Here is a 20,658-nt window from a genome sequence, read left to right on the forward strand (position 1 = left end):
CCGGTGCCTAGACTCCGCCTCGGCGACTGGATAGACAGCGCCGTCACCTACCTCCGCGACCACTTCGCCTGGCTCTTCGACATCATCACCGACGTCGTCTCCGGGATGTACGACGGGCTGGACGCCGTGCTCGGCGCCCCGGCACCGCTGCTGCTCGCCGGGATCCTCGCGATCCTCGCCCTGTGGCTGCGCGGCCCGACCGCGGCCGTGCTCACGTTCGCCGGTTTCGCGCTCATCGACTCGATCCAGCAGTGGGACCAGGCGATGGCGACGCTGTCGCTGGTGCTGGTCGCCACGGTGATCACCATCGTGCTCGCGATCCCGCTCGGCATCTGGGCGGCCCGCAACCGCACCGTCAGCGCGATGCTGCGGCCGGTCCTGGACTTCATGCAGACGATGCCCGCCTTCGTCTACCTGATCCCGGGCATCTTCTTCTTCGGCGTCGGCCAGGTGCCCGGCGTCATCTCCTGCATCGTCTTCGCGATCCCGCCGGGCGTCCGGATGACCGAGCTGGGCATCCGGCAGGTCGACGGCGACCTCATCGAGGCCGCCGAGGCGTTCGGCACCACCTCGCGCAACATCCTGCTGCGGGTGCAGCTGCCGCTGGCACTGCCGACGATCATGGCCGGCATCAACCAGGTCATCATGCTGGGCCTGTCCATGGTCGTGACCGCGGGCATGGTCGGCGGCGGGGGCCTCGGTGCCTCGGTCTTCACCGCGATCAGCCAGGTCAACATCGGGCTGGGCTTCGAGGGCGGCATCTCCGTCGTCATCCTGGCCATGTACCTGGACCGGATGACCTCCTCGCTCGGCACCCGGGTCTCGCCGCTCGGCCGCCGCGCCACCGCGGCCCTGACGTCGCTGCGCGGCGCCAGCATCTGGAACTACCGGCCGCAGACCAGTGTCGCGATGGTCGGCGTGATCGTCCTCGCGCTCGTCGCGGGCGGCATGAACATCTTCGGCGGCCCGGCGGACACGAACACCGCCGCCGCGGGCAAGAACGTCGGCAACGGCCGGCCGGTGAACATCGGCTACATCCCGTGGGACGAGGGCATCGCCTCCAGCTTCCTGTGGAAGGAGGCGCTGGAGCAGCGCGGCTACGCGCCCAAGCTCTCGCAGTACGACGTCGGCGCGCTCTACACCGGGCTGTCCGCCGGGAAGCTGGACTTCCAGACCGACGCCTGGCTGCCGACCACCCACCAGCCGTACTGGGACAAGTACAAGGACACCCTGGACGACCTGGGCTCCTGGTACGGCCCCACCTCGCTCGAACTCTCCGTCCCCTCCTACGTCAAGGGCGTCGAGTCGCTGGCGGACCTCAAGGGCAAGGGCAGCCAGTTCAAGGGCCGGATCATCGGCATCGAGCCGGGTGCCGGCATGATGAAGACGCTCAACGAGAAGGTCCTCAAGCAGTACGGCCTGGAGGGCGAGTACCAGGTCACCACCGGCAGCACCGCGAGCATGCTCGCGCAGCTCGACCGGTCGCTGAAGGCCAAGGAGCCGGTCGTCGTCACCCTGTGGTCCCCGCACTGGGCCTACAGCAAGTACGACCTGAAGAAGCTCAAGGACCCGCAGGCCGCCTGGGGCGCCGGTGACGGCCTGCACACCCTGGCGCACAAGGGCTTCGGGGCCAAGGAGCCGCAGGTCGCCCAGTGGCTCAAGGACTTCAAGCTCACCGAGGCGCAGCTCAGCAGCCTCGAAGCGGCCATCCAGGACGCCGGGCAGAACCACGAGCAGGACGGCGTGCGCGCCTGGCTGAAGAAGAACCCCGGCCTGCTCGACAGGATCGCCCCGGTGAAGAAGGCCGCGGGCGACACCCCGGGCAAGGACGCCGGAGCCTCGCCGAACATCGGCTACTTCCCGTGGGACGAGGACATCGCCACCACGTACCTGTGGCAGGCGGTCCTGCAGCGCCGCGGCTACAAGCCGAAGATGGCGCAGTACGACGTCGGCTCGATGTTCACGGCCATGGCCGACGGGCAGGTGGACGTCGAGTTCGACGGCTGGCTGCCGGTCGCGCAGAAGCAGTACTGGGACAAGTACAAGGAGAACCTGGTCGACCTGGGGGCCTGGTACGAGAAGACCTCGCTGGAGATCGCCGTCCCGTCCTACGTCAAGGACGTGAAGACGCTCGCCGACCTCAAGGGCAAGGCGGGCCTCTTCAAGGGCCGGATCATCGGCATCGAGCCCGGCACCGGTGAGATGAACCTGCTCAAGAGCACGGTGCTGCCGGCGTACGGCCTCGACAAGGAGTACCAGGTCACCACCGGCAGCTCGCCGAGCATGCTCGCCGAGCTGGAGCGGGCCTACGCGAAGAAGGAGCCGGTCGCGGTCGTGCTCTGGACCCCGCACTGGGCCTACAGCAAGTACCAGCTGACGAAGCTCGCGGATCCGCAGCAGTCCTTCGGCGCGAACAACCAGATCAAGACCCTCGCGCACAAGGACTTCCCGGAGAAGTTCCCCGAGTTCGCGGGCTGGCTCAAGAAGTGGCACATGACCGAGGCGCAGCTCGGCAGCCTGGAGCAGCAGATCCAGGACGCCGGCCAGGGCCATGAGGCGCAGGGCGTCGAGAAGTGGATCGCCGCCAACCCGGGGATCGTCGACGCGATGGCGCCGGTCGCTTCCTGAACAGACCGCCCGGCGCGCGCGACCTGACGCCGCGCGCGCCGGGCTCCGACCACGCGCCGTACGGTAGGCCGGTGACGAATCGTCCTGCCGTACGGCGCGTGGTCTCGCTGGTCCCCTCGCTCACCGAGGCGGTGGCCGGGACCGCCGCCGGGCTGCTGGTCGGCGCGACCGACTGGTGCACCCACCCGGCCGGACTCGACGTCACCCGGATCGGCGGGACCAAGAACCCGGACACCGCCCGGATCATCGCCCTCGCGCCCGACCTCGTGATCGCCAACGAGGAGGAGAACCGCGCGCCGGACCTCGCCGGACTGCGGGCCGCCGGCGTCCCGGTCCTCGTCACCGAGATCCGCGACCTCGACCAGGCCTTCGGCGAACTCCACCGGGTGCTGGTCGACGGCTGCGGTCTCGACCGCCCCGGCTGGCTCGACGAGGCGGAGGCCGCCTGGCGCGCCCTGCCCGTTCCCGGCCGCCGGCTCCGCGCGGTCGTCCCGGTCTGGCGGCGGCCCTGGATGGTCCTCGGCCACGACACCTTCGCGGGCGACCTGCTCGCCCGGCTGGGCGTGGACAACGTGTACGCGGCGCACGCCGACCGCTACCCGGCGCTCCCCGTCGGGGAACTGCGCGCCGCCGGCGCCGATCTGGTGGTGCTGCCCGACGAGCCGTACGCCTTCACCGCCGAGGACGGCCCGGAAGCCTTCCCCGGCCTGCCCGCCGCCCTCGTCGACGGCCGCCACCTCACCTGGTACGGCCCCTCCCTCAGAACCGCGCCTGCCGTGCTCGGCGAGGCGCTGCGAGCAGCGTTGCGTTGACCTGGGCCTTCTCGGCGTGGCCCAGGACCGGCTCAGCCACCGGAGTCGTCCGGGCCGCCGGACCGTGGTCCCCGACCGGGAGTTCCGGTCCGGCGGCGGGTCCGTTCAGTCCCCGGGCCGCTCGGGCGCCAGCAGCTCCCGGAGTTCGTCCATCGCCTCCCGGAGCCGGTCGGCGAACGTCCGCATCTGCGCGGCGACCGCCAACGGCGTGCTCAGGTAGAGGTTGAACCGCTCGGGAAGCAGCACGTAGGCGACACCGATGCACTGGGTGCTGGTCGACCCGAAGCCGAAGTACTGGATATTGACGGACGGCGCGCTGCTCGTGCTCAGGTAGTCGTCCCGCATGATCGACCAGCCCGGCGTCCGGTACAGCGCGGGCTGCTCGGTCACCCCGAGCTCGGCCCCCCGCCGGCGCTGGATCAGCTCCAGCTCCCACAGGTGCTGCTCCGGCACCTGCCCGGTCTGGCACGCCTTCGCGCGCGCCACATGGGCCTCGGCGGCTGCCCGGAACGCGGAGCGCCGGGCGTCCGCGTCCGCTGCCGGGTCCTCCATCGCCGCCACGAAATCCACCATCTCGGTGGTGACGACGCGCATCGCCTCGGTCCGCCCGTGGCGGTACTGCCGGGTGGCGATCGACTCGTACGTGGCGCCCAGGTGCCCCTTGGCGCGCTGGTGGGCGAGCTGGTAGGCGGCCTGGACGAACGCGTCCGGCGAGACCCCCAGCACCTTGGCCGCGCTGCTGCCGAAGTCGGCGAACGACAACGTGCTGGTCGCGGTGTTCTCCCCGTAGGCCGTGAACGCGTCGGCGGCGGAGCGTGCCTGGTCCCGCAGTGCGTCGTCCAGTTCGAACACGATCGGCTCCAGTGCCGGCAGCCCCTGGGAGCGGGCTCCGGACTGCCGGGACTGCTCCTCGGCCGGGGTGTTGAGCAGGGCGTCGGTGAAGGTCAGGATCGTGGTCCCGTCCAGCTCGCAGTGCTCGACGTTGATGCCCGCCCGTCCGTCGGCGAAGACGACGAAGGACACGGCCTTGTCGAACCAGCGGTTGCCGCGGCCGCCGTACAGCAGCTGGTCGCAGGCCTCCTGGACGTCCGCCGGGGCGAAGTCCTCCAGGGCGACGCAGAACAGCGCGGTTTCGACCTCGTCGAGGGCGGCGGCGTTGCGGGGGTGGCAGGCGAGAAGGGACTCCCGGGCGGCCGCCCACTCCGCGCGGGCCATGGTGGTGAGGTGGCCCACCGAGGTGTCCGCGTCGGCCGGGCCGGCCTTCATCACGGCACGCAGCCCCGCCCGGATGTCATCCAGGCTGTGCGGGACACCGTCCGGACCCAGTATGTCCAGCCGGAACATGCCGCCCCGGAAGAACACCACGACGTGCCGGGCCTCGGACGGGCCCGGCCACTCCGCGGTGTAGGGGGCGCGGACGGTGTCCTGCCGCAGGCCGGGGATACGCGTGGTGGAGAAGAGGAACTTGTTCTGCACCATCGACTGAGCTGCTCCGCGCTGCACCACCGGTGGAATCAGCGCCTGATCGAGCTGCCGCTTGTAGTTCAGGGCCCCGGCGACGAGCCCGGCCGCCCGCTCCACCTGCGCCTGGCCGGAGTCCTGGAACAGGAAGAAGAAGTTGGCGTTGAGGGCGATCCGGTCCCGGCGGCCCAGGTACCGGTAGGGCCAGAAGGTGTCGAGCCAGCTGTGCACGCCCTCCGTGGCGTCGTACTCCTCCAGCGCGGCGTGCAGCACCCTGCCGGGGCCACCGGGCCGGAGGAAGGCGGCGACCTCCGCCTCGGTCGCCGCCCGCTCGTCGGCGGTCAGCAGCGGCGTACACCAGGCGAGAAACCTCTCGCAGCTCGCATCCAGCGTGGGCAGCGGCACGCGCGGGAGGCTGTCCTCCTGGGCGAAGGTCGCGTTGCCTGACGCATCCTGGCTGGTCTTCAACTCTGCTCTCGATTCGAATCGTCGGTACCTGCGATGTCGTACGGCCGGGAGAGGTGGAGCTGTGCGTACAGCCAGCCTTCCGCCTCCAGGCCCCGTGAATCCACCCCCGCGGCCGACATGCCGTCGAGCACGCGCGCCTGCTCCTGCGGGGAGGCGAACCGCCGTTGTCTGAACACCTCGTCGACGCGGACGGTCCGGTAACCCAGACCCGCCAACGTGCGCTCGACGGAGTCGAACGGGAACATCCGCAGCACGAAGTGCGCCATCCAGGGCCGGCGGCCGCCCTGCGCCCGGACGACTCGCGTGAGCGTCCGCTCGGTGACGTAGCCGACGCAGCCCGTCGAGATCACCAGGTCCGTACCCGAGAGCTGGGAGCGCTGTCGCGGTGTGGGCTCGTGCTCCTCCAGGTCGGCGTGGACCACGTCGTCGAGGAACCCGGCGTCACGAGCGTAGGACAGCGCGCTGCCGGAGGTGTCGAGGCCGACGAAGCGGATCGCCTGCGGGGGTTGGCGTGACCGGGCCAGCTCCCGGTCGCGGGCCAGCAGGGCCTCGCGGCTCTCACCCGCACGCTCCTCGTCGCCGTAGCGCGCGTACAGCTCGTCCATGGTCGCGTCGTACTTCAGCAGGGCGGCGTTGATCCCGTACGAGCAGCCGATGTCCAGCACCTTCGGTACCGCGACGTGCTGGGAATCCCGGTACTCCGTGATGATCTTGGAGAAGTAGGGCTTGGCCTGCTGCGGAACGCCGTAGTCGAGCGGGCGCAGCGCCCTGAAGTAGGTTCGCGGATCGGGCTGGTCGTAGATGTGGTCGAGTGAGACTTTTCCGGTCACGTCGAAACGCACAGGGCTTACTCCTCCGTGGGATCGCGCAGGGGAAACGGCCTACGGTGACTACGCGTTCTCGCCGCCCTAAGTCGTGTCTTCAAATCCCCGTCTGGCCGACGGGGTCTGGTACGCACGCTCGCGGCGTTGTCGTCGGTCGCCGATGCTCCGCATGGACTCCCTCCTCCGCCTTGCGATCGCACGCACCAGACCCCGTCGGCCCCGCCCTCCGGGCGGACGACGCCTATGTGAAGACACTCCCTAGTCCAGGAGCCGGTCGCCGCGGACCGCCCGGCCCTCGGCCGCCAGGTGCTCGGGCAGCACCCGGCCGAAGAGCTGCCGGGTCCGTTCCACGCTTCCGATGACGCCGGGGCGCTCGCTGTAGGCGAATATCGCGGAGTGGCGCGCGACCTCGCCGCGCACCGGGCTCACCCGGTGCAGCGAGTAGCGCCCTTTGAACAACTGCAGGTCACCCGGTTGCAGGGGAAGGCGCCGGGTCAACCGCTCGCCCCGGCCGTCCACCACATCCCGGACGTCGTCGAAATTCTCGTCCTGTGCGGTCCGAATGTTCGGGCAGTACTCGAAGACGCCGCCCGTCTGCGCCTGCTGGGTGAGCATGCTCACGGTGAACTCGTTGGTGTCGAAGTGCCAGGGGTGCTCCAGGCCCGGCGCGATGACGTTGAGAACCAGCCCGGACAGCGGGTCCGCCAGCTCGTGCAGCTCCGGCAGTGCGAAGCAGCGGGCGATGAAGTGCTGGAACACCCTGTCGGAGTAGAGCCGGCTGATGAGGGAGTCCGCGGGGATGCGGTCCCGTGCGACGAACGCGTTACCCCGCTCGAAGGGCTTCCGGCCCGGATGGTCCTCCGGGAGCGCCGAGTCCACCGCGATGTTGTAGACGTTCACCGTCTCGACGTCGTGGTGCGCCCGGGGGGCGATGGCCGAGCACTCCTGCCGCAGCACATCGCGCAGCGACGGGAGGATGAAGTCCGGCAGCACGGTGCAGCCGAGAGTCGACAGGTCGCGCCGGGCACGGGCAACCACGGCCTGTCCCGGGGCGCTCGCGAGTTCCGACAGGGGATAGCGAGCCGTGTCGACCACCTGATCAAGCGTCAGGGACGGTAAAGGGCGCATGTGATCCCGTCAGTAACTCGGCTTGTGGGAAGGGCACTTGAAGTTCCCACAGTGGCGCCGTGTTGTCTGTGACGCGTCACACTGCCCGGCGGTGAGCTCCGGCAGGCGGGTGCGGAGGCGCTGCGAGCAGCGTTCCGTCGAGCAGACCGCGGGCCGTGCGCGTGCCGGCGACCGCCCAGGCCGCCACGAGGACGGCGTACAGGCCGGTCGCGAGCCATGCGAAGGCGTCGAGGCCGGTGTGGTGGGCGAGTCCCGCGGCGCCGGTGACGCAGGTGCCGACGGGGAAGGTGAAGGCCCACCACGTCATCGCGAACGTCATCCCCCGGCGCGCGGCGCGCACCACCAGCGCGGCGGCCAGGGCCAGCCACAGGAGGGCGAAGCCCATCACCGGCACCCCGTAGAGCACGGCGAAGCCGCTCATGGCCGCCGCGTACGGGGCCTGGACGACGCCCGGTGCGGCGTCGGCGAGCTGGTTGACGGCCGTCGTGGACTGGCCGAGGGGGCCGAGGACCAGGAAGAGGGCGGGGGTCAGCGCGATCGGCAGCGGGCCGTGCTGCACGAGCCGGCCCCAGATCAGCGGCAGCATCACCAGGGTGCCCAGCAGGCTCAGCCCGAACATCGCGTAGCAGCCCAGCAGCATCGCCTCCCGGCCCTGCCCCGCGGGCAGGTGCGGGACCAGCGCGGGCCCGAGCGCGGCCGACACCATCGGCGCGACCACCGGCAGCAGCCAGACGGGAGAGGCGCTGCCCGGCTCGACGCGGTGCCGGGTGATCATCAGATACGGGACCGCCGCCGCGATCAGCAGCCCGCCGGCGGTGCCCGCCGTCCACAGCGCCGCGTCCAAGGCGATGGCGGCGGTCCGCCCGATCAGCGGGGAGCCCACGCTCAGGGCGCCGCCGCCCACCGCGAGCAGCGCCATCGGCAGGCAGCCGTAGAAGGGGGCGACGGCCGGGTCCATCAGGTGCAGGCGGGCCTGGTCGCCGTGGCGGAGCCAGTGCGCCGCGCGGGCGGCGAGCAGCACGGCCAGCAGGACGGCGGAGAGCGCCCAGACGGCGGTGCAGACGGTGGGCAGGCCGGGGACGCGCAGCGGAAGGACGGCGCCCGCGCCGGCGACGATGGCGGTGCCCATCACGGCGGCGTACCAGTTGGGTCCGAGGTGACGCAGGGCGCCGGAGCGGATTTCCAGGTCGTGGAGAGCGCGGGCCCGTACGGGGGCGAGGGTGGTTGCCATGCTGTCCACACTCTCCGCCCGCGGGCCCGGCCGGAAGGCGGCGCCTGCCTATGGGGGCATAACCTGGGCTTATGAGCACAGCGAGCGACACCGGTGACCGCGTCCCCCGGGCGGGCCTGGCCCACCGGGTGCCCGACCTCGGCGCGATGGAGCTGCTGCTGGCCGTCGCCCGGCTGGGCAGCCTCGGCCGGGCCGCCCGTGAGCTGGGCATCAGCCAGCCGGCCGCGAGCAGCCGGGTGCGGGCCGTGGAGCGGCAGCTGGGGGTCGCGCTGGTGAACCGCTCGCCCACCGGGTCCACCCTCACCGACGCGGGCGCGCTCGTCACCGAGTGGGCGCGCCGGGTCGTGGAGTCGGCGGAGGCGTTCGACGTCGGAGCGCGGGCGCTGCGCACCCGGCGCGACTCGCGCCTGCGGGTCGCGGCGAGCATGACCATCGCCGAGTACCTGCTGCCGGGGTGGCTCATCGTGCTGCACGGCCGGCACCCCGACACCGCCGTGTCACTGTTCGCGGGGAACTCGACCGCCGTCGCGGAACGCGTCATCAGCGGTGGCGCCGACCTCGGCTTCGTCGAGGGTCTCGACGTGCCCGGCGGTCTGGACGCCGCGGTCATCGCGCACGACCGGCTGGTCGTCGTGGTGGCGCCGTCACACCCCTGGGCGCGGCGGCGCAAGCCGCTGTCCGCGGCGGAACTCTCCGCCACCGCCTTCATCCTGCGCGAGCAGGGCTCGGGTACCCGCCAGGTGCTGGACGCCGCCCTCGCGGGGCACGGCGGCCTCGCCGTGCCGCTGCTCGAACTCGCCTCGACCACCGCGCTCAAGGGGGCCACGCTGAGCGGCGCGGGCCCGGCCGTGCTCAGCGAACTGGCGGTGGCCGACGAGCTGGCCGCCCGCCGGCTGGTCGAGGTCCCGGTGGACGGCATCGCGCTGGAACGCGTCCTGCGCGCCGTCTGGCCCACCGGACACCGCCCGACGGGCCCCGGCCGCGACCTGCTGTCGCTCACCCGCCGGCCGGCGTGACAGCGCGTACGGCCCGACGCCCGGATTCGGCCAAGCCGGTCATGTGACCTGCCTGTAACCGCCGTACTTACGGGATTCTCATGCTGTGGCCTTAGGGTGACGGCCGTGACGATGACGACCCCTCCCGGCTGGTATCCAGAGCCCGGGCACACAGGCAACGGCCCGGCCCTGGAACGGTGGTGGGACGGCACCGCGTGGAGCGAGTACACGCGGACCGCCCTGGCCCCGGCGGACCAGGCGGCCCCCGGCAGTCCGTCCTACGCGCCCTACCCCGGTGCGGGCGGGCCGGACCGGCCCGCCCGCAGGGGAGGGGTGATCGCGATCGGCGTCGTCGCCGTCCTCGTCCTGGTCGGCGGTGTCGTCGGCGGCGTCGTCATGCTGAAGGACAGCGGCGGTGACAAGGGCGCGGACCAGGCGGCCCCGTCCGCGAGCGCGCCGCGCACCCCGGGCGACGGACCGAGCGGTGCGCCCGACGCTCCTTCGCAGGGACCCGAGCAGGCGCCCAAGACCAGTGGCGTCGTGGTGGACGCCCTGGACAAGATCAGTCTGCCGATCCCGGCCGGCTGGCAGGGCAGGGCGAGCGCCGGCGGCGCGGGGCTGACCATCGGCGGCTACCCGTGCGTCGCCGACCCCACGCAGAACTGCGTGCGCGGCGGCGTGTTCTCCGTGCCGGCCGCGGTGGCCAAGCTCAAGAGCACGACGCCGGAGGCGGCCGCCAAGGAGGACATCGCGCCCAACGCGGAGCAGTCCTACTCGGGCGGTCTCACCTCCCACAAGGAGCTGCTGTCGCAGCCGGTCACCGTCGCCGGGCAGCAGGGGTACCTGGTGCGCTGGCAGGTCGTGACGAAGGTCGGCGACGACGGCTACGTCCAGTCGCTCGTCTTCCCGTCACCGTCCGACCCGAAGCAGCTCGTCCTGGTCCGCTACGGCTTCGACATCAACGCCCAGGCCCCCGGGCTCGACGTGATGGACCAGATCACCAAGGGCATCAAGGCCGCCACCGGCTCCGGCACGGGCGGCACCGGCGTCTGAGCGCCCGACCGCCCCCGCCGGCGGCGGGGGCGGTCACAGGAACGTCTTGCCCTCGCCCCGGTAGGTCGGCACCGTCGCGGTGACCCGGTCGCCCTCCACGAGCTGCAGCTCCGCGAAGCGCTCGCACAGCTCCCCGGCCTTGGCATGCCGGAACCACACCTTGTCGCCGATCAGCAGATCGTCCGCGGGCGATCCGATCAGCGGCGTCTGCACCTCGCCGGGACCCTCCTGCGGGTCGTAGCGCAGGCCCTGCGGCAGGTACGGCACGGGCAGCCGGTCGGCGCCCGCGGCGCCCGACGCCGGGTAGCCGCCGCCGAGCACGGTCACGATGCCCACCCCGGGGCGGCGCACCACCGGCTGCGCGAACAGCGCCGCCGGACGCCCGTGGAACGACGTGTAGTTGTCGAACAGCCGCGGCACGAACAGTCCGGAGCCCGCCGCGATCTCGGTGACCGCGTCCTCCGCCGCCGTGTGCTGCACACTGCCGGTCCCGCCACCGTTGACGAACTCCAGCTCGGGGGCGACGGCGCGCACCGCCCGCACCACCTCGGCCCGCCGGGCCGCCAGTTCCCTGCGCGCCGCCGACTGCATCAGCCGGATCGCGCGCGAGCGCAGCGGCCGGCCGGCCAGCGAGTCGCCGACGCCGGCCACATGACCCTCGTACGCCATGATCCCGACCAGCCGGAACCCGGGCCGGCGGGCGACCGCGCGGGCCAGCTCGGCCAGCTGGGCGGGCTCCCGCAGCGGCGAGCGCAGCGCGCCGATGCGCACCCGGCCGCCCAGCATCCGCAGGGAGGTGTCGAGTTCCAGGCAGACCCTGACCCGTTCCGATCCGCCGCGGCGGGCCGCGTCGATCAGGTCCAGCTGGGCGAGGTCGTCGACCATCACCGTCACGGCGGCGGCCAGCTTCGGATCCCCGGCCAACTCCGCGAAACCGTCGCGGTCGGCGGACGGGTACGCCAGCAGCACGTCCTCGAAGCCCGCCCGCGCCAGCCACAGCGACTCGTCCAGCGTGAACGACATGAGGCCCGCGAACCCGTCACGGGCCAGCACCCGTTCCAGCAGCGCCCGGCACCGCACCGACTTGGACGCCACCCGGATCGGCTTCCCGCCGGCCCGGCGCGTCAGATCGGCGGCGTTGGCGTCGAAGGCCTCCAGATCGACGATGGCGACCGGGGCGTCGAGATGGGCGGTGGCCCGGTCGTACCGGGCGCGGTCGGCTGCGGGATCAGACATGCGCGCAGCTTGCCAGACCGCGACTACCGAGCGGTAGGGGTCTCGGGACACCCACAGGTTCCGAGCGGTACGCGGCGGCCCGGCGGCGCACCGGGGGAGCGCCGGGTCGGAACATCCCGGTACCGCCGGATCTGCGCGGCCCGGCGGCGGCGCACGTCCCGCAGTACCCCTCGCGACCTGCGCCGTCCCCGATCCACCGCATTGCCGGAGCCCGTAGAGTGGCGCCCTGACCGTTTCCGACGCCGGGCGGCGCCCGTTCCGCGGGCGGGATCCGGCGTCCCGGGCGGGCCACCTCCCGGCGGCAGCTCGGCGGACACGGGCTGGGCCGCGTACGGACCTACACGAGGGAGCGCCGGTGAGCACGGGGGTCGAGAACGGACCGGGGCAGCCGTCCCCTCCGCAGCCGCCCGCGTTCCCCGCGCTGTACCCGACGACTCCGCCGCGGCCCGTGCACCGCCCCGCCGCCCGCGAGCCGATCGCCGCCCGCCGCCCGCAGGACCCGCCGCCCGCAGCACCGACCGTCCCGCCGCCGCCCGGCACGCCACCCCCGCCGGCCGCCGCCCCGTCACCGTTCCTGTCGCGGCACCCCGCACCTCCGCGCCCTCCCGTGCCACCACCGCCGCAGCGGCACACGTGGGAGGGCCCGACGCCCCGACCGGTCCCCCCGGCCGCGCCGTTCCGGGTCCCCGCGCCGCCCGCCCGCCCGCCGCGTACGGCCGGCGGCCGGACCGCGTCGGCGCTCTGCCTCGTCCTGGGCCTCGGGCTGTTCACCGGTGCCGCCACCGGCGCGCTGATCAACCACGACCCCGCCGCGGCCGGACCGGCCCAGAGCGCCTACGCCCGCGCCGGCGAACTGTGGCACAGCGTGCCGGTCGACACCCTCCTGCCGCCCGTCGTGAGCCGGCCGGGCGCCGGGCCCGGGGGCGCCGACCGCACCTACACCCGGATCGGGGTCGCCCCGGCATCCGGCTGCGCGGGCGCGTTCGACCCGCTGCTGGCCAAGGTGCTGGCCCCGGTGGGCTGCGTCCAGGTGGTGCGCGCCACCTACGTCGACGCCACCTCCAGCCGCGTGACCACCGTCGGCCTGCTGGTCACCGGCGGCGACGCCGCCGGCATGAGCGCGCTGAACCGTCGTTGGACCAGCGAACACCTCGGCTCCCGGACGGATCTGATGCCCCACCCGGTCGCGTTCCCCGGCACCGCGGCGGCCTCGTTCGGCGACGCGCAGCGGGCCAGCTGGACGGTGAACGTCTCCGCGACCCTCCCCGTCGTGGTCTACGCGGTGAGCGGCTTCGCGGACGGCCGCCGGGTCGCCGAACCCCAGCCGGCCGCCGTGGCCACCGCGCCGGGCGCCACCTCCGCCCCGGCCCAGGCCGGCCTCGGCACCGACGCCCTCGTCCTCGCCGCCGACCTCGACGCCCGGCTGCGCAAGAGCGTCACCAGCGACGCCACGTCCGCCCGGGAGGCATCGTGAGAAACTCCGCCGCCCTCGGGCGTACCGCCGCCGTCGCGCTGGCGGCCCTGCTCGCCGTGCTGCCGGCCACGTCCGCGCGCGCCGACTCGATCCGCGACGCGGAGTGGACGCTGGACGCGATGCACGCCCACGACGCCTGGCGCACCAGCCAGGGCGCGGGCGTCACCGTCGCCGTACTGGACACCGGCGTCGACGCCACCCACCCCGACCTGGCGGGACAGGTACTGCCCGGCAACGACCTCATCGGCTTCGGGGCCGGGCCCGGCGACAGCACCTGGGCCAAGCACGGCACCGGCATGGCCGCGATCATCGCCGGCCACGGCCACGGCCCGGGATACTCGCAGGGCGTCCTCGGTATCGCGCCCCGCGCCAAGATCCTGCCGGTCCGGGTGATCCTGGAGGAGAAGGACCCGCGGCGCGACGAAGCCCGCTCGAGCCGGGGCAAGGCGGTACCGGAGGGGATCCGCTGGGCCACCGACCACGGGGCCGGCGTCATCAACCTGTCGCTCGGCGACGACAGCGCGACCGCCGCGCCCACGGCGGACTACGACAACGCGATCCAGTACGCCCTCAACAAGGGCGTGGTCGTCGTGGCGTCGGCGGGCAACGGAGGCGAGCAGGCGGACCGGGCCTCGTACCCGGCCGCCTACCCGGGAGTGATAGCCGTCGCGGCGGTGGACCGGGTCGGCGCGCACGCCTCGTTCTCCACCCGGCGCTGGTACGCCTCCGTCTCGGCGCCCGGGGTCGACGTGATCCTGGCCGACCCCAACCGCAAGTACTACGAGGGGTGGGGGACCAGCCCCGCCTCGGCGTACGTCTCCGGTGCGGTGGCCCTGATCCGCTCCGTCCATCCGAAGCTGAGCCCCGCGCAGATCAAGACGCTCCTGGAGAGCACCACCCGCGAACGCCCGGCCGGCGGGCGCAACGACGCGGTCGGCACCGGTCTGGTGGATCCGGCCGCGGCGCTCAAGGCGGCGGCCAAGCTCGAACCCCGGACCGAGGCGCCGGCCCCGGCGCCCTCCGCGCGGCGGTACTTCGGAGCCGGTCCGACGATCACGCTCTCACCGGCCGCGGACGCCGGCGGTCTCGGCGACGGCGTGGCGATCACCTGCGCACTGCTGGGCGGCGTCCTGGTCGCCGCGGCGGCACTGCTCTGGTTCCGCCCCCGCCTCGGCCGCCCGAGGCGCCGGGGTACGCACGGCATACCTACCTGAACGCCCCCACCGCCGCCTGCGCGACGTCCTCGGCCAGGGCGATGCCCGCGGCCTGCGTGAGGTGTCCGCTGGACAGGACCGCGACGAGGTAGGTGTTCCCGTCCGCGGCGACCCGGCCGATGCTGTTGATGTCCCACCGCCCGGTCGTGGTGCGCCGCAGCCAGCCGTTCTTGAGCGCGGTGTCGGACGCCGTCTCGGCGGCGGCCGTGACCCCCCAGTCCTGGCCGACGGATATCCGCTCCATCAGCCCCCGCAGATACGCCCGCGAGCCGGCGTCCAGCGGCGGGTCGTCACCGAACACCGCCCGCAGCAGCCGCAGCTGGTCCGCGGCCGTGGTCCTGGTGAGCCCCCACAGGTCGCCGTCGCCGCCCACGGTCCCGGTCAGCCCGAGCCGTTCATTGGCCTCGGCGAGGCCGTCCGCGCCGTCCACGGCGTGCCACAGGGCGGTCGCGGCCTCGTTGTCGCTCTGCTCGATCATGACGGTGGCGTACGCCTTCTCCTGGGCGGTGAGGTCACGCCCGGCGTCCTGTGCCCGCAGCAGCAGCGCCGCGAGGATGTCGACCTTGACGATGCTCGCCGTGTCGTACGTCCCGTTCCCGTACACCGCCTGCGCGCCGGACGCGGTGTCCAGCACGGCGACGGAGAAGTCGGCGGCGGTCGCGCCTGCCACCGCGCCGAGCGCGTCGCTCAGCTGCTCGTCCCGGTCCGCGATGTCCACGCTCCGCGCCCCCTCCCCGGCCGGCTGCTCCGTACCCGTCGAGGATGCCGCGGGGACGGCCGGACGCGCCACTGCCCCGGCCGGCGGCCGCGCCATCGCGTGGACGCCCGCTATGACCCCGCCACCCGCCAGTACGACGGCCGCGATGGTCGCGATGATGGCGGTACGGCCGGTACGACGGGTCCGGTGCCGGTTCTGAGCTCGCATTCCTTCGAGCATGGGGACCGAATCTGCGCGCACTCTGAGACGCGGATGAACAACCCGTAAGAAAACGGGCGGGACGCCGGGACACAGCCGCCAACGGGTGCCGGCCGGGTCCATATACGCTGCTCAGCGTGTCACTCAAGAATATCCCCGACCCTGGCTTCGCGGACGACGACGGTTCGGCCGACGCGGCGCTGGCCGCCGCGCTCGCCGCCTACGCCGCGGACGGCCGGGCCGAGCCCGGCGTCCTCGCCGCGCTCCCCGGCGCCCGGCTGCTGGTGCCCGTCGTCGCCGTCCTGGGGGAGGCCGAGACCGGACCCGACGGCCTGCGCCGCGAGAAGACCAGCGACATGGCGGTGCCCACCATCGAGGCCGCCGACGGACGGCGGGCACTGCCCGCCTTCACCTCCGTCGCCTCCCTCGCCCGCTGGCGCCCCGACGCCCGCCCGGTCGCCGTACCGCTGCACCAGGCACTGCGGGCCCTCGCGCACGAGAAGGCCGACACCCTGCTGATCGACCTGGCGGGACCGGCCCCGTACGCCCTCACCGGCCCGGCGCTGCGCGCCGTGGCCGAGGGGCGCGAGCACGTGGAACCGCTCGCCGATCCGGAGGTGCTCGGCGCGCTGCGCGCGGCCGTCGCCGCGGAACCCGGTGTGCTGCGCGCGTACCTGTCCCCGGCGGGCGACTCGGACGGCACTCTCGGCCTGGTCCTCGCCCAGGGCGCGGCCGTGGCCGAGGTGGCCCGGCGGATCGCGACCGCGCTCTCCGCCGACGAGGTGCTGCGGGCCCGGCTGGTCCGCGGGCTCGACCTCGCACTGCTGGGCGCGGACGCCGAGGTGTCGGGCACTCCGCTGTTCGCGCGCTGAGCGACCCGGCCCGGCCCGGCCGCCGGGCGGTCGGCGTCCGCGCCACGTTCCGCCGTTCGCCGAAGTGTGCGATGCGCCCCAGGGACAGAGAATGCGAGGGCGGGCGGATGAAGCACGCATACGGGCGATAACGGATATACGGAGGCTTCATGGACAAGCGGACAGTGACCTGTGAGTTCCTGGGCACGCTGCTGCTCGTCTTCTTCGCCGTCGGTTCCGCGGTGCTGGCCGGGGAGTACATCGGCACCCTCGGCATCGCCCTGGCCTTCGGCTTCATGCTGCTGGCGCTGGCCTACACGTTCGGCCCGATCTCCGGCTGCCATGTGAACCCGGCCGTCACCCTCGGCATGCTGGTCGCCGGGCGGATCAACGTCAGGACGGCCGTCGAGTACTGGATCGCCCAGCTGCTGGGCGCCATCGCCGGGGCCGCGCTGCTCTTCCTGGTGGCCAAGCAGGTGCCGGGGCTGCGGACCAGCGGGGCGTTCGGCACCAACGGCTACGGCAGCCGGTCCGCGGTCGGCATCAACACCGGGGGCGCGTTCGTCGTCGAGGTGGTGCTGACGTTCCTGCTGGTGTTCGTGGTGCTCGCCGTCACGCACAAGGTGGCCGTGATCGGCTTCGACGGTCTGCCCATCGGCCTCGCGCTCGCCGTGGTCCACCTGGTCGGCATTCCGCTGACCGGTACGTCGGTGAACCCGGCGCGCAGTCTCGGCCCGGCCCTGTTCGCGGGCGGGGCGGCGCTGTCGCAGCTCTGGCTGTTCATCGTGGCGCCGCTGATCGGCGGCGCGCTGGCGGCGCTGGTGCACCACGTGACCCATCCGCCGCAGGCCGCCCGGCACGGCGGCCTGCGGGTGGACGACCTGGCCGACCGGACCGCCGGCGTGGCCGACGACCCGGGGCCGGACAAGCCGGGGCCGGACAAGCCGAAGGCGACCTGACGCGCTCGCGCCCGGCCGCCCCGGTGGTCCCGTCCGTGCCCCCGCCTCGGCTGCAGGGCTCGGCTGGAGGGCTCAGCTGTAGACGGGCCCGGTGAACTTCTCGCCGGGGCCGTGGCCGGGCTCGTCCGGCACCAGGGAGGCCTCGCGGAAGGCCAGCTGCAGCGACTTCAGGCCGTCCTTCAGCGGGGCGGCGTGGTAGGTGCTGATCTCCGGCGCGCCGGCGGCGACCAGGCCGGCCAGCGCGGTGATCAGCTTCCGGGCCTCGTCCAGGTCCTTGTGTTCCGGACCCTCCTCGGCGAGGCCCAGGTTGACGGCCGCCGCGCTCATCAGGTGGACCGCTACCGTGGTGATGACCTCGACCGCGGGGACGTCCGCGATGTCGCGGGTCATCGCGTCGAAGTCGGGGCTCTCGTTCTCGTCACTCATGGCCCTCACGATAGGCGACCGCCCGGCAGGGGGACGCGACGGGTGCGGTCGGGTACCGCGCGCCGATTACGGGCTTCCCCAGGTCACTGGTATGCTTGCAAATCGACCGGTCGGACACACCTGTGCCCGGCCCACAAGTGGAGGCTCCGATCTCCCACCCGACCGACCGAGAGGTTGGCGGGTCCGGTCAGGCAGCGTTCTCCGGTGGATGGTTTCCCCCGGAGGCCGAACGCGCTGCCCGATGCGCCCCGCGGTGTTCCGTGGCGGTGCTCCCGGTTTTGAGGAGCTCTGCCTGTGACCTGTATGGGGCGTTTTTTGCGTTCTGTTACAGGGGTCGGACGACCAGACGTTACGCGGCTGTCCGCCAGGCGGCCGCGTGGTGCAACCGAGGAGGCCCCATCAGCGCCGAGCCCCGCATCGTCGAGCCTCGCATCAACGACCGCATTCGCGTCCCCGAGGTGCGACTCGTCGGTCCCAGTGGTGAGCAGGTCGGCATCGTGCCGCTTGCCAAGGCCCTGGAGCTTGCGCAGGAATACGACCTCGACCTGGTCGAGGTCGCAGCGACCGCACGTCCGCCCGTGTGCAAGCTCATGGACTACGGGAAGTTCAAGTACGAATCGGCCATGAAGGCCCGTGAGGCGCGCAAGAACCAGGCGCACACGGTCATCAAGGAGATGAAACTCCGGCCGAAGATCGACCCGCACGACTACGACACCAAGAAGGGCCACGTCGTCCGCTTCCTGAAGCAGGGCGACAAGGTCAAGATCACGATCATGTTCCGTGGTCGCGAGCAGTCCCGCCCCGAACTGGGCTTCCGACTGCTGCAGCGGCTGGCGTCCGACGTGGAGGAACTCGGCTTCATCGAGTCGAATCCGAAGCAGGACGGCCGAAACATGATCATGGTTCTCGGTCCTCACAAGAAGAAGACCGAAGCGATGGCCGAAGCCCGCGAGGCAGCGGCCGTCCGCAAGGCCGAGCGTCAGGGCTACGGCTCGGACGACGACTCGGAGGAGCAGGACGAGTCCGTCGACGGCACCGTCGAGAACTCCGAGGCTTCCGATGAGTCCGCCGAGGCGCCCGCCGCCGAAGCGCCGGTCGTCGACGAGGCTGAGAAGCCCGCTGACAAGCCGGTCGAAGGCAACTGAGACCGCGTAGGACCCCGGAGCACCGTTCCGGGATGGAAGACAGTACTGACGCTCTCCGTCCGCACCTGTGGCGGACGGGAGGGCCAGCGACGAGGAGACTACGGCGACATGCCGAAGAACAAGACGCACAGCGGTGCCAGCAAGCGCTTCAAGGTCACCGGCAGCGGCAAGATCATGCGTGAGCGCGCCGGCCGTCGTCACCTGCTCGAGCACAAGCCGTCGAGCAAGACGCGCCGCCTCGCCGGCACGGTCGTCCTGGCCAAGGCCGACACCAAGAAGATCAAGAAGCTTCTCGGTCTGTGACAGCCGCGCCCCATCGTCCGTGAGGACGCCGAGGGGCGCGACGTCCAACCGGGATCCCATCGCTTTCGGCCCGCGTGAGTCCCCCCGCGGTCCCCTACAAGGAGTTATCAAGTGGCACGCGTCAAGAGGGCTGTAAACGCCCACAAGAAGCGCAGGGCAATCCTCGAAGCGGCGAAGGGTTACCGCGGTCAGCGCTCGCGCCTGTACCGCAAGGCCAAGGAGCAGGTCACCCATTCCCTGGTCTACAACTTCAACGACCGCAAGAAGCGCAAGGGCGACTTCCGTCGGCTGTGGATCCAGCGCATCAACGCCGCTGCCCGTCAGAACGACATGACGTACAACCGCCTCATCCAGGGTCTGAACGCCGCCAACATCGAGGTGGACCGCAAGATCCTCGCTGAGCTGGCCGTCAACGACCCCAACGCCTTCGCGGCGCTGGTCGAGGTCGCCAAGAAGGCGCTGCCGACGGACGTCAACGCGCCCAAGGCCGCCTGAGAACGACGCGACGGGGTACTGCCGGGGTCGCCCCGAGTGATCCCCCCGCAGTCCCCGGACCCGCAGGCTGAGCCTGCGGGTCCGTGTGCTGTCCCGCGCCCAGGGCCTGTCCGGCCGAACGCCACCTTCCCGGATCCACCCCAGAAGCGAGCACTCCGCATGGCGAGCCCCGAGCCCGAGCTGACCTCCTTGCGATCCCCGCGTGTCACGGCGGCCCACCGCCTGGCCAAGCGCAGCTTCCGCGGCAAGGAGCGACGGTTCATCGCCGAGGGCCCGCAGGCGGTCAGGGAGGCCATCGGCCACCCCGGTGGCCCCGCCGGACGCACCCTCGTCGAGCTCTACGCGACCCCCGAGGCCGCCGAGCGCCATGCCGGCATCGTCGCGGCCGCGCGCGCGATCGGGGCCCCGGTGCTCACCGCCACCGACGAGGTCGTCGCCGAGATCTCCGACACCGTCACCCCGCAGGGCATCGTCGGCATCTGCCGCTTCCTGGACTCGCCGTTCGAAGAGATCCTGGCGTCGGGACCCCAGCTGGTCGCGGTCCTCGCGCACGTCCGCGACCCCGGCAACGCCGGGACGGTGCTGCGCTGCGCGGACGCGGCCGGCGCCGACGCGGTGATCCTCACCGACGCCTCCGTCGACCTGTACAACCCCAAGTGCGTCCGCGCCTCGGTCGGCAGCCTCTTCCACCTGCCCGTCGCCGTCGGGGTGCCCGTCGAGAAGGTCGTGGCCGGTCTGCGCGCGGCGGGAGTGCGGCTGGTCGCCGCCGACGGAGCCGGGGTACGGGACCTGGACGCCGAACTCGACGAGGGCACCATGGGCGGCCCCACCGGCTGGATCTTCGGCAACGAGGCCTGGGGCCTGCCGGAGGAGACCCGCGCGCTCGCGGACGAGGTGGTGCGCGTTCCGATCCACGGCAAGGCCGAGAGCCTCAACCTCGCAACGGCCGCCGCCGTGTGCCTCTACGCCTCCGCCCGGGCGCAGCGTGCGCCCGGAGGGTGCCGCTCCGTCACATCCAGCTAGTAGGGTTGCGGCCCGG

At 72.6% G+C, this 20,658-nt stretch carries 19 protein-coding genes; 12 read left to right on the plus strand and 7 right to left on the minus strand.

From position 1 onward, the window contains the following. Window positions 1-3 precede the first annotated feature (3 nt). Together O3X23_RS02595 and O3X23_RS02600 are read left to right on the plus strand one after the other, a co-directional pair. Window positions 4-2,628, plus strand: coding sequence for an ABC transporter permease/substrate binding protein (locus O3X23_RS02595; protein ID WP_269269405.1), 2,625 nt, complete (start codon window positions 4-6; stop codon window positions 2,626-2,628). A gap of 71 nt (window positions 2,629-2,699) precedes the next feature. After that, the gene (locus tag O3X23_RS02600; protein ID WP_269269406.1) at window positions 2,700-3,440 is read left to right on the plus strand and encodes a helical backbone metal receptor; all 741 of its coding nucleotides are present in this window, start codon (window positions 2,700-2,702) and stop codon (window positions 3,438-3,440) included. 105 nt (window positions 3,441-3,545) lie between these two features. Here O3X23_RS02600 and O3X23_RS02605 read toward each other — a convergent pair whose 3' ends face one another. The 4 genes from O3X23_RS02605 to O3X23_RS02620 form a co-directional block, all read right to left on the minus strand. Further along, window positions 3,546-5,306 carry a choline/carnitine O-acyltransferase gene (locus O3X23_RS02605; protein WP_269269407.1) on the minus strand — a complete coding sequence of 587 codons (1,761 nt, stop codon included), beginning with the start codon at window positions 5,304-5,306 and terminating at the stop codon, window positions 3,546-3,548. 59 nt (window positions 5,307-5,365) lie between these two features. After that, window positions 5,366-6,211 carry a class I SAM-dependent methyltransferase gene (locus tag O3X23_RS02610; protein WP_269269408.1) on the minus strand — a complete coding sequence of 282 codons (846 nt, stop codon included), beginning with the start codon at window positions 6,209-6,211 and terminating at the stop codon, window positions 5,366-5,368. A gap of 240 nt (window positions 6,212-6,451) precedes the next feature. Continuing rightward, window positions 6,452-7,321 (minus strand): HalD/BesD family halogenase, encoded by an 870-nt coding sequence (locus tag O3X23_RS02615; protein ID WP_331283874.1) that lies wholly within the window; start codon window positions 7,319-7,321, stop codon window positions 6,452-6,454. A 76-nt stretch (window positions 7,322-7,397) separates the two neighbouring features. Next, window positions 7,398-8,552 carry a TDT family transporter gene (locus O3X23_RS02620; RefSeq protein WP_269269410.1) on the minus strand — a complete coding sequence of 385 codons (1,155 nt, stop codon included), beginning with the start codon at window positions 8,550-8,552 and terminating at the stop codon, window positions 7,398-7,400. A gap of 71 nt (window positions 8,553-8,623) precedes the next feature. On the opposite strand from O3X23_RS02620, the gene O3X23_RS02625 reads away from it, so the two are divergent. Further along, window positions 8,624-9,568 (plus strand): LysR family transcriptional regulator, encoded by a 945-nt coding sequence (locus tag O3X23_RS02625; RefSeq protein ID WP_269269411.1) that lies wholly within the window; start codon window positions 8,624-8,626, stop codon window positions 9,566-9,568. A 111-nt stretch (window positions 9,569-9,679) separates the two neighbouring features. Next, entirely contained in the window at window positions 9,680-10,600 is a 921-nt protein-coding gene (locus O3X23_RS02630) for a DUF2510 domain-containing protein (RefSeq protein WP_269269566.1), read from the plus strand. A 33-nt stretch (window positions 10,601-10,633) separates the two neighbouring features. On the opposite strand, the gene O3X23_RS02635 is transcribed toward O3X23_RS02630, so the two are convergent. Then, a complete protein-coding gene (locus tag O3X23_RS02635; protein ID WP_269269412.1) occupies window positions 10,634-11,836 on the minus strand; it encodes an amino acid deaminase/aldolase in 1,203 nt (400 codons plus the stop codon). Between the two features lie 355 nt (window positions 11,837-12,191). On the opposite strand from O3X23_RS02635, the gene O3X23_RS02640 reads away from it, so the two are divergent. Next, window positions 12,192-13,310 (plus strand): hypothetical protein, encoded by a 1,119-nt coding sequence (locus tag O3X23_RS02640; protein WP_269269413.1) that lies wholly within the window; start codon window positions 12,192-12,194, stop codon window positions 13,308-13,310. Further along, window positions 13,304-14,524 (plus strand): type VII secretion-associated serine protease mycosin, encoded by a 1,221-nt coding sequence (mycP, locus tag O3X23_RS02645; protein WP_443047714.1) that lies wholly within the window; start codon window positions 13,304-13,306, stop codon window positions 14,522-14,524. The genes O3X23_RS02640 and mycP overlap by 7 nt, the downstream gene beginning before the upstream one ends. Here mycP and O3X23_RS02650 read toward each other — a convergent pair. Next, the gene (locus O3X23_RS02650; protein ID WP_269269415.1) at window positions 14,517-15,449 is read right to left on the minus strand and encodes a serine hydrolase; all 933 of its coding nucleotides are present in this window, start codon (window positions 15,447-15,449) and stop codon (window positions 14,517-14,519) included. The genes mycP and O3X23_RS02650 overlap by 8 nt on opposite strands. A 128-nt stretch (window positions 15,450-15,577) precedes the next feature. Here O3X23_RS02650 and O3X23_RS02655 point away from each other — a divergent pair, with 128 nt between their 5' ends. Both O3X23_RS02655 and O3X23_RS02660 read left to right on the plus strand, forming a co-directional pair. After that, on the plus strand, window positions 15,578-16,312 hold the full coding sequence (locus tag O3X23_RS02655) for an SseB family protein (RefSeq protein ID WP_269269416.1): 735 nt from the start codon (window positions 15,578-15,580) through the stop codon (window positions 16,310-16,312). A 149-nt stretch (window positions 16,313-16,461) separates the two neighbouring features. Then, a complete protein-coding gene (locus O3X23_RS02660; RefSeq protein WP_269269417.1) occupies window positions 16,462-17,250 on the plus strand; it encodes an MIP family channel protein in 789 nt (262 codons plus the stop codon). 72 nt (window positions 17,251-17,322) lie between these two features. Here the strand turns inward: O3X23_RS02660 and O3X23_RS02665 are convergent, their stop codons facing one another. Then, window positions 17,323-17,676, minus strand: a complete 354-nt coding sequence (locus O3X23_RS02665) for a DUF1844 domain-containing protein (protein ID WP_269269418.1) — start codon at window positions 17,674-17,676, stop codon at window positions 17,323-17,325. A 398-nt stretch (window positions 17,677-18,074) separates the two neighbouring features. Here O3X23_RS02665 and infC point away from each other — a divergent pair, with 398 nt between their 5' ends. The 4 genes from infC to O3X23_RS02685 all read left to right on the plus strand — a co-directional run bounded on the left by infC (window position 18,075) and on the right by O3X23_RS02685 (window position 20,642). Further along, the gene (gene infC, locus O3X23_RS02670; protein ID WP_269269567.1) at window positions 18,075-18,821 is read left to right on the plus strand and encodes a translation initiation factor IF-3; all 747 of its coding nucleotides are present in this window, start codon (window positions 18,075-18,077) and stop codon (window positions 18,819-18,821) included. A gap of 108 nt (window positions 18,822-18,929) precedes the next feature. Further along, window positions 18,930-19,124, plus strand: coding sequence for a 50S ribosomal protein L35 (gene rpmI / locus O3X23_RS02675; protein WP_269269419.1), 195 nt, complete (start codon window positions 18,930-18,932; stop codon window positions 19,122-19,124). Window positions 19,125-19,235: 111 nt separating this feature from the next. After that, window positions 19,236-19,619: a 50S ribosomal protein L20 gene (rplT, locus tag O3X23_RS02680; protein ID WP_138354852.1), complete on the plus strand. Its 384-nt coding sequence runs from the start codon at window positions 19,236-19,238 to the stop codon at window positions 19,617-19,619. 159 nt (window positions 19,620-19,778) lie between these two features. Next, window positions 19,779-20,642 carry a TrmH family RNA methyltransferase gene (locus tag O3X23_RS02685; protein WP_269269420.1) on the plus strand — a complete coding sequence of 288 codons (864 nt, stop codon included), beginning with the start codon at window positions 19,779-19,781 and terminating at the stop codon, window positions 20,640-20,642. Window positions 20,643-20,658 lie beyond the last annotated feature (16 nt).

The sequence above is a fragment of the Streptomyces sp. H39-S7 genome (genome assembly GCF_027158205.1).
GTDB lineage: Bacteria > Actinomycetota > Actinomycetes > Streptomycetales > Streptomycetaceae > Actinacidiphila.

What these genes read in the sequence shown, in the direction of transcription:
- O3X23_RS02615 (WP_331283874.1), bottom strand. Translation starts at nt 7,321, where the DNA reads ATGCGCCCTTTACCGTCCCTGACGCTTGATCAGGTGGTCGACACGGCT.
- O3X23_RS02620 (WP_269269410.1), bottom strand. Translation starts at nt 8,552, where the DNA reads ATGGCAACCACCCTCGCCCCCGTACGGGCCCGCGCTCTCCACGACCTG.
- O3X23_RS02625 (WP_269269411.1), top strand. Translation starts at nt 8,624, where the DNA reads ATGAGCACAGCGAGCGACACCGGTGACCGCGTCCCCCGGGCGGGCCTG.
- O3X23_RS02630 (WP_269269566.1), top strand. Translation starts at nt 9,680, where the DNA reads ATGACGACCCCTCCCGGCTGGTATCCAGAGCCCGGGCACACAGGCAAC.
- O3X23_RS02635 (WP_269269412.1), bottom strand. Translation starts at nt 11,836, where the DNA reads ATGTCTGATCCCGCAGCCGACCGCGCCCGGTACGACCGGGCCACCGCC.
- O3X23_RS02650 (WP_269269415.1), bottom strand. Translation starts at nt 15,449, where the DNA reads ATGCGAGCTCAGAACCGGCACCGGACCCGTCGTACCGGCCGTACCGCC.
- O3X23_RS02660 (WP_269269417.1), top strand. Translation starts at nt 16,462, where the DNA reads ATGGACAAGCGGACAGTGACCTGTGAGTTCCTGGGCACGCTGCTGCTC.
- O3X23_RS02665 (WP_269269418.1), bottom strand. Translation starts at nt 17,676, where the DNA reads ATGAGTGACGAGAACGAGAGCCCCGACTTCGACGCGATGACCCGCGAC.
- rpmI (WP_269269419.1), top strand. Translation starts at nt 18,930, where the DNA reads ATGCCGAAGAACAAGACGCACAGCGGTGCCAGCAAGCGCTTCAAGGTC.
- O3X23_RS02685 (WP_269269420.1), top strand. Translation starts at nt 19,779, where the DNA reads ATGGCGAGCCCCGAGCCCGAGCTGACCTCCTTGCGATCCCCGCGTGTC.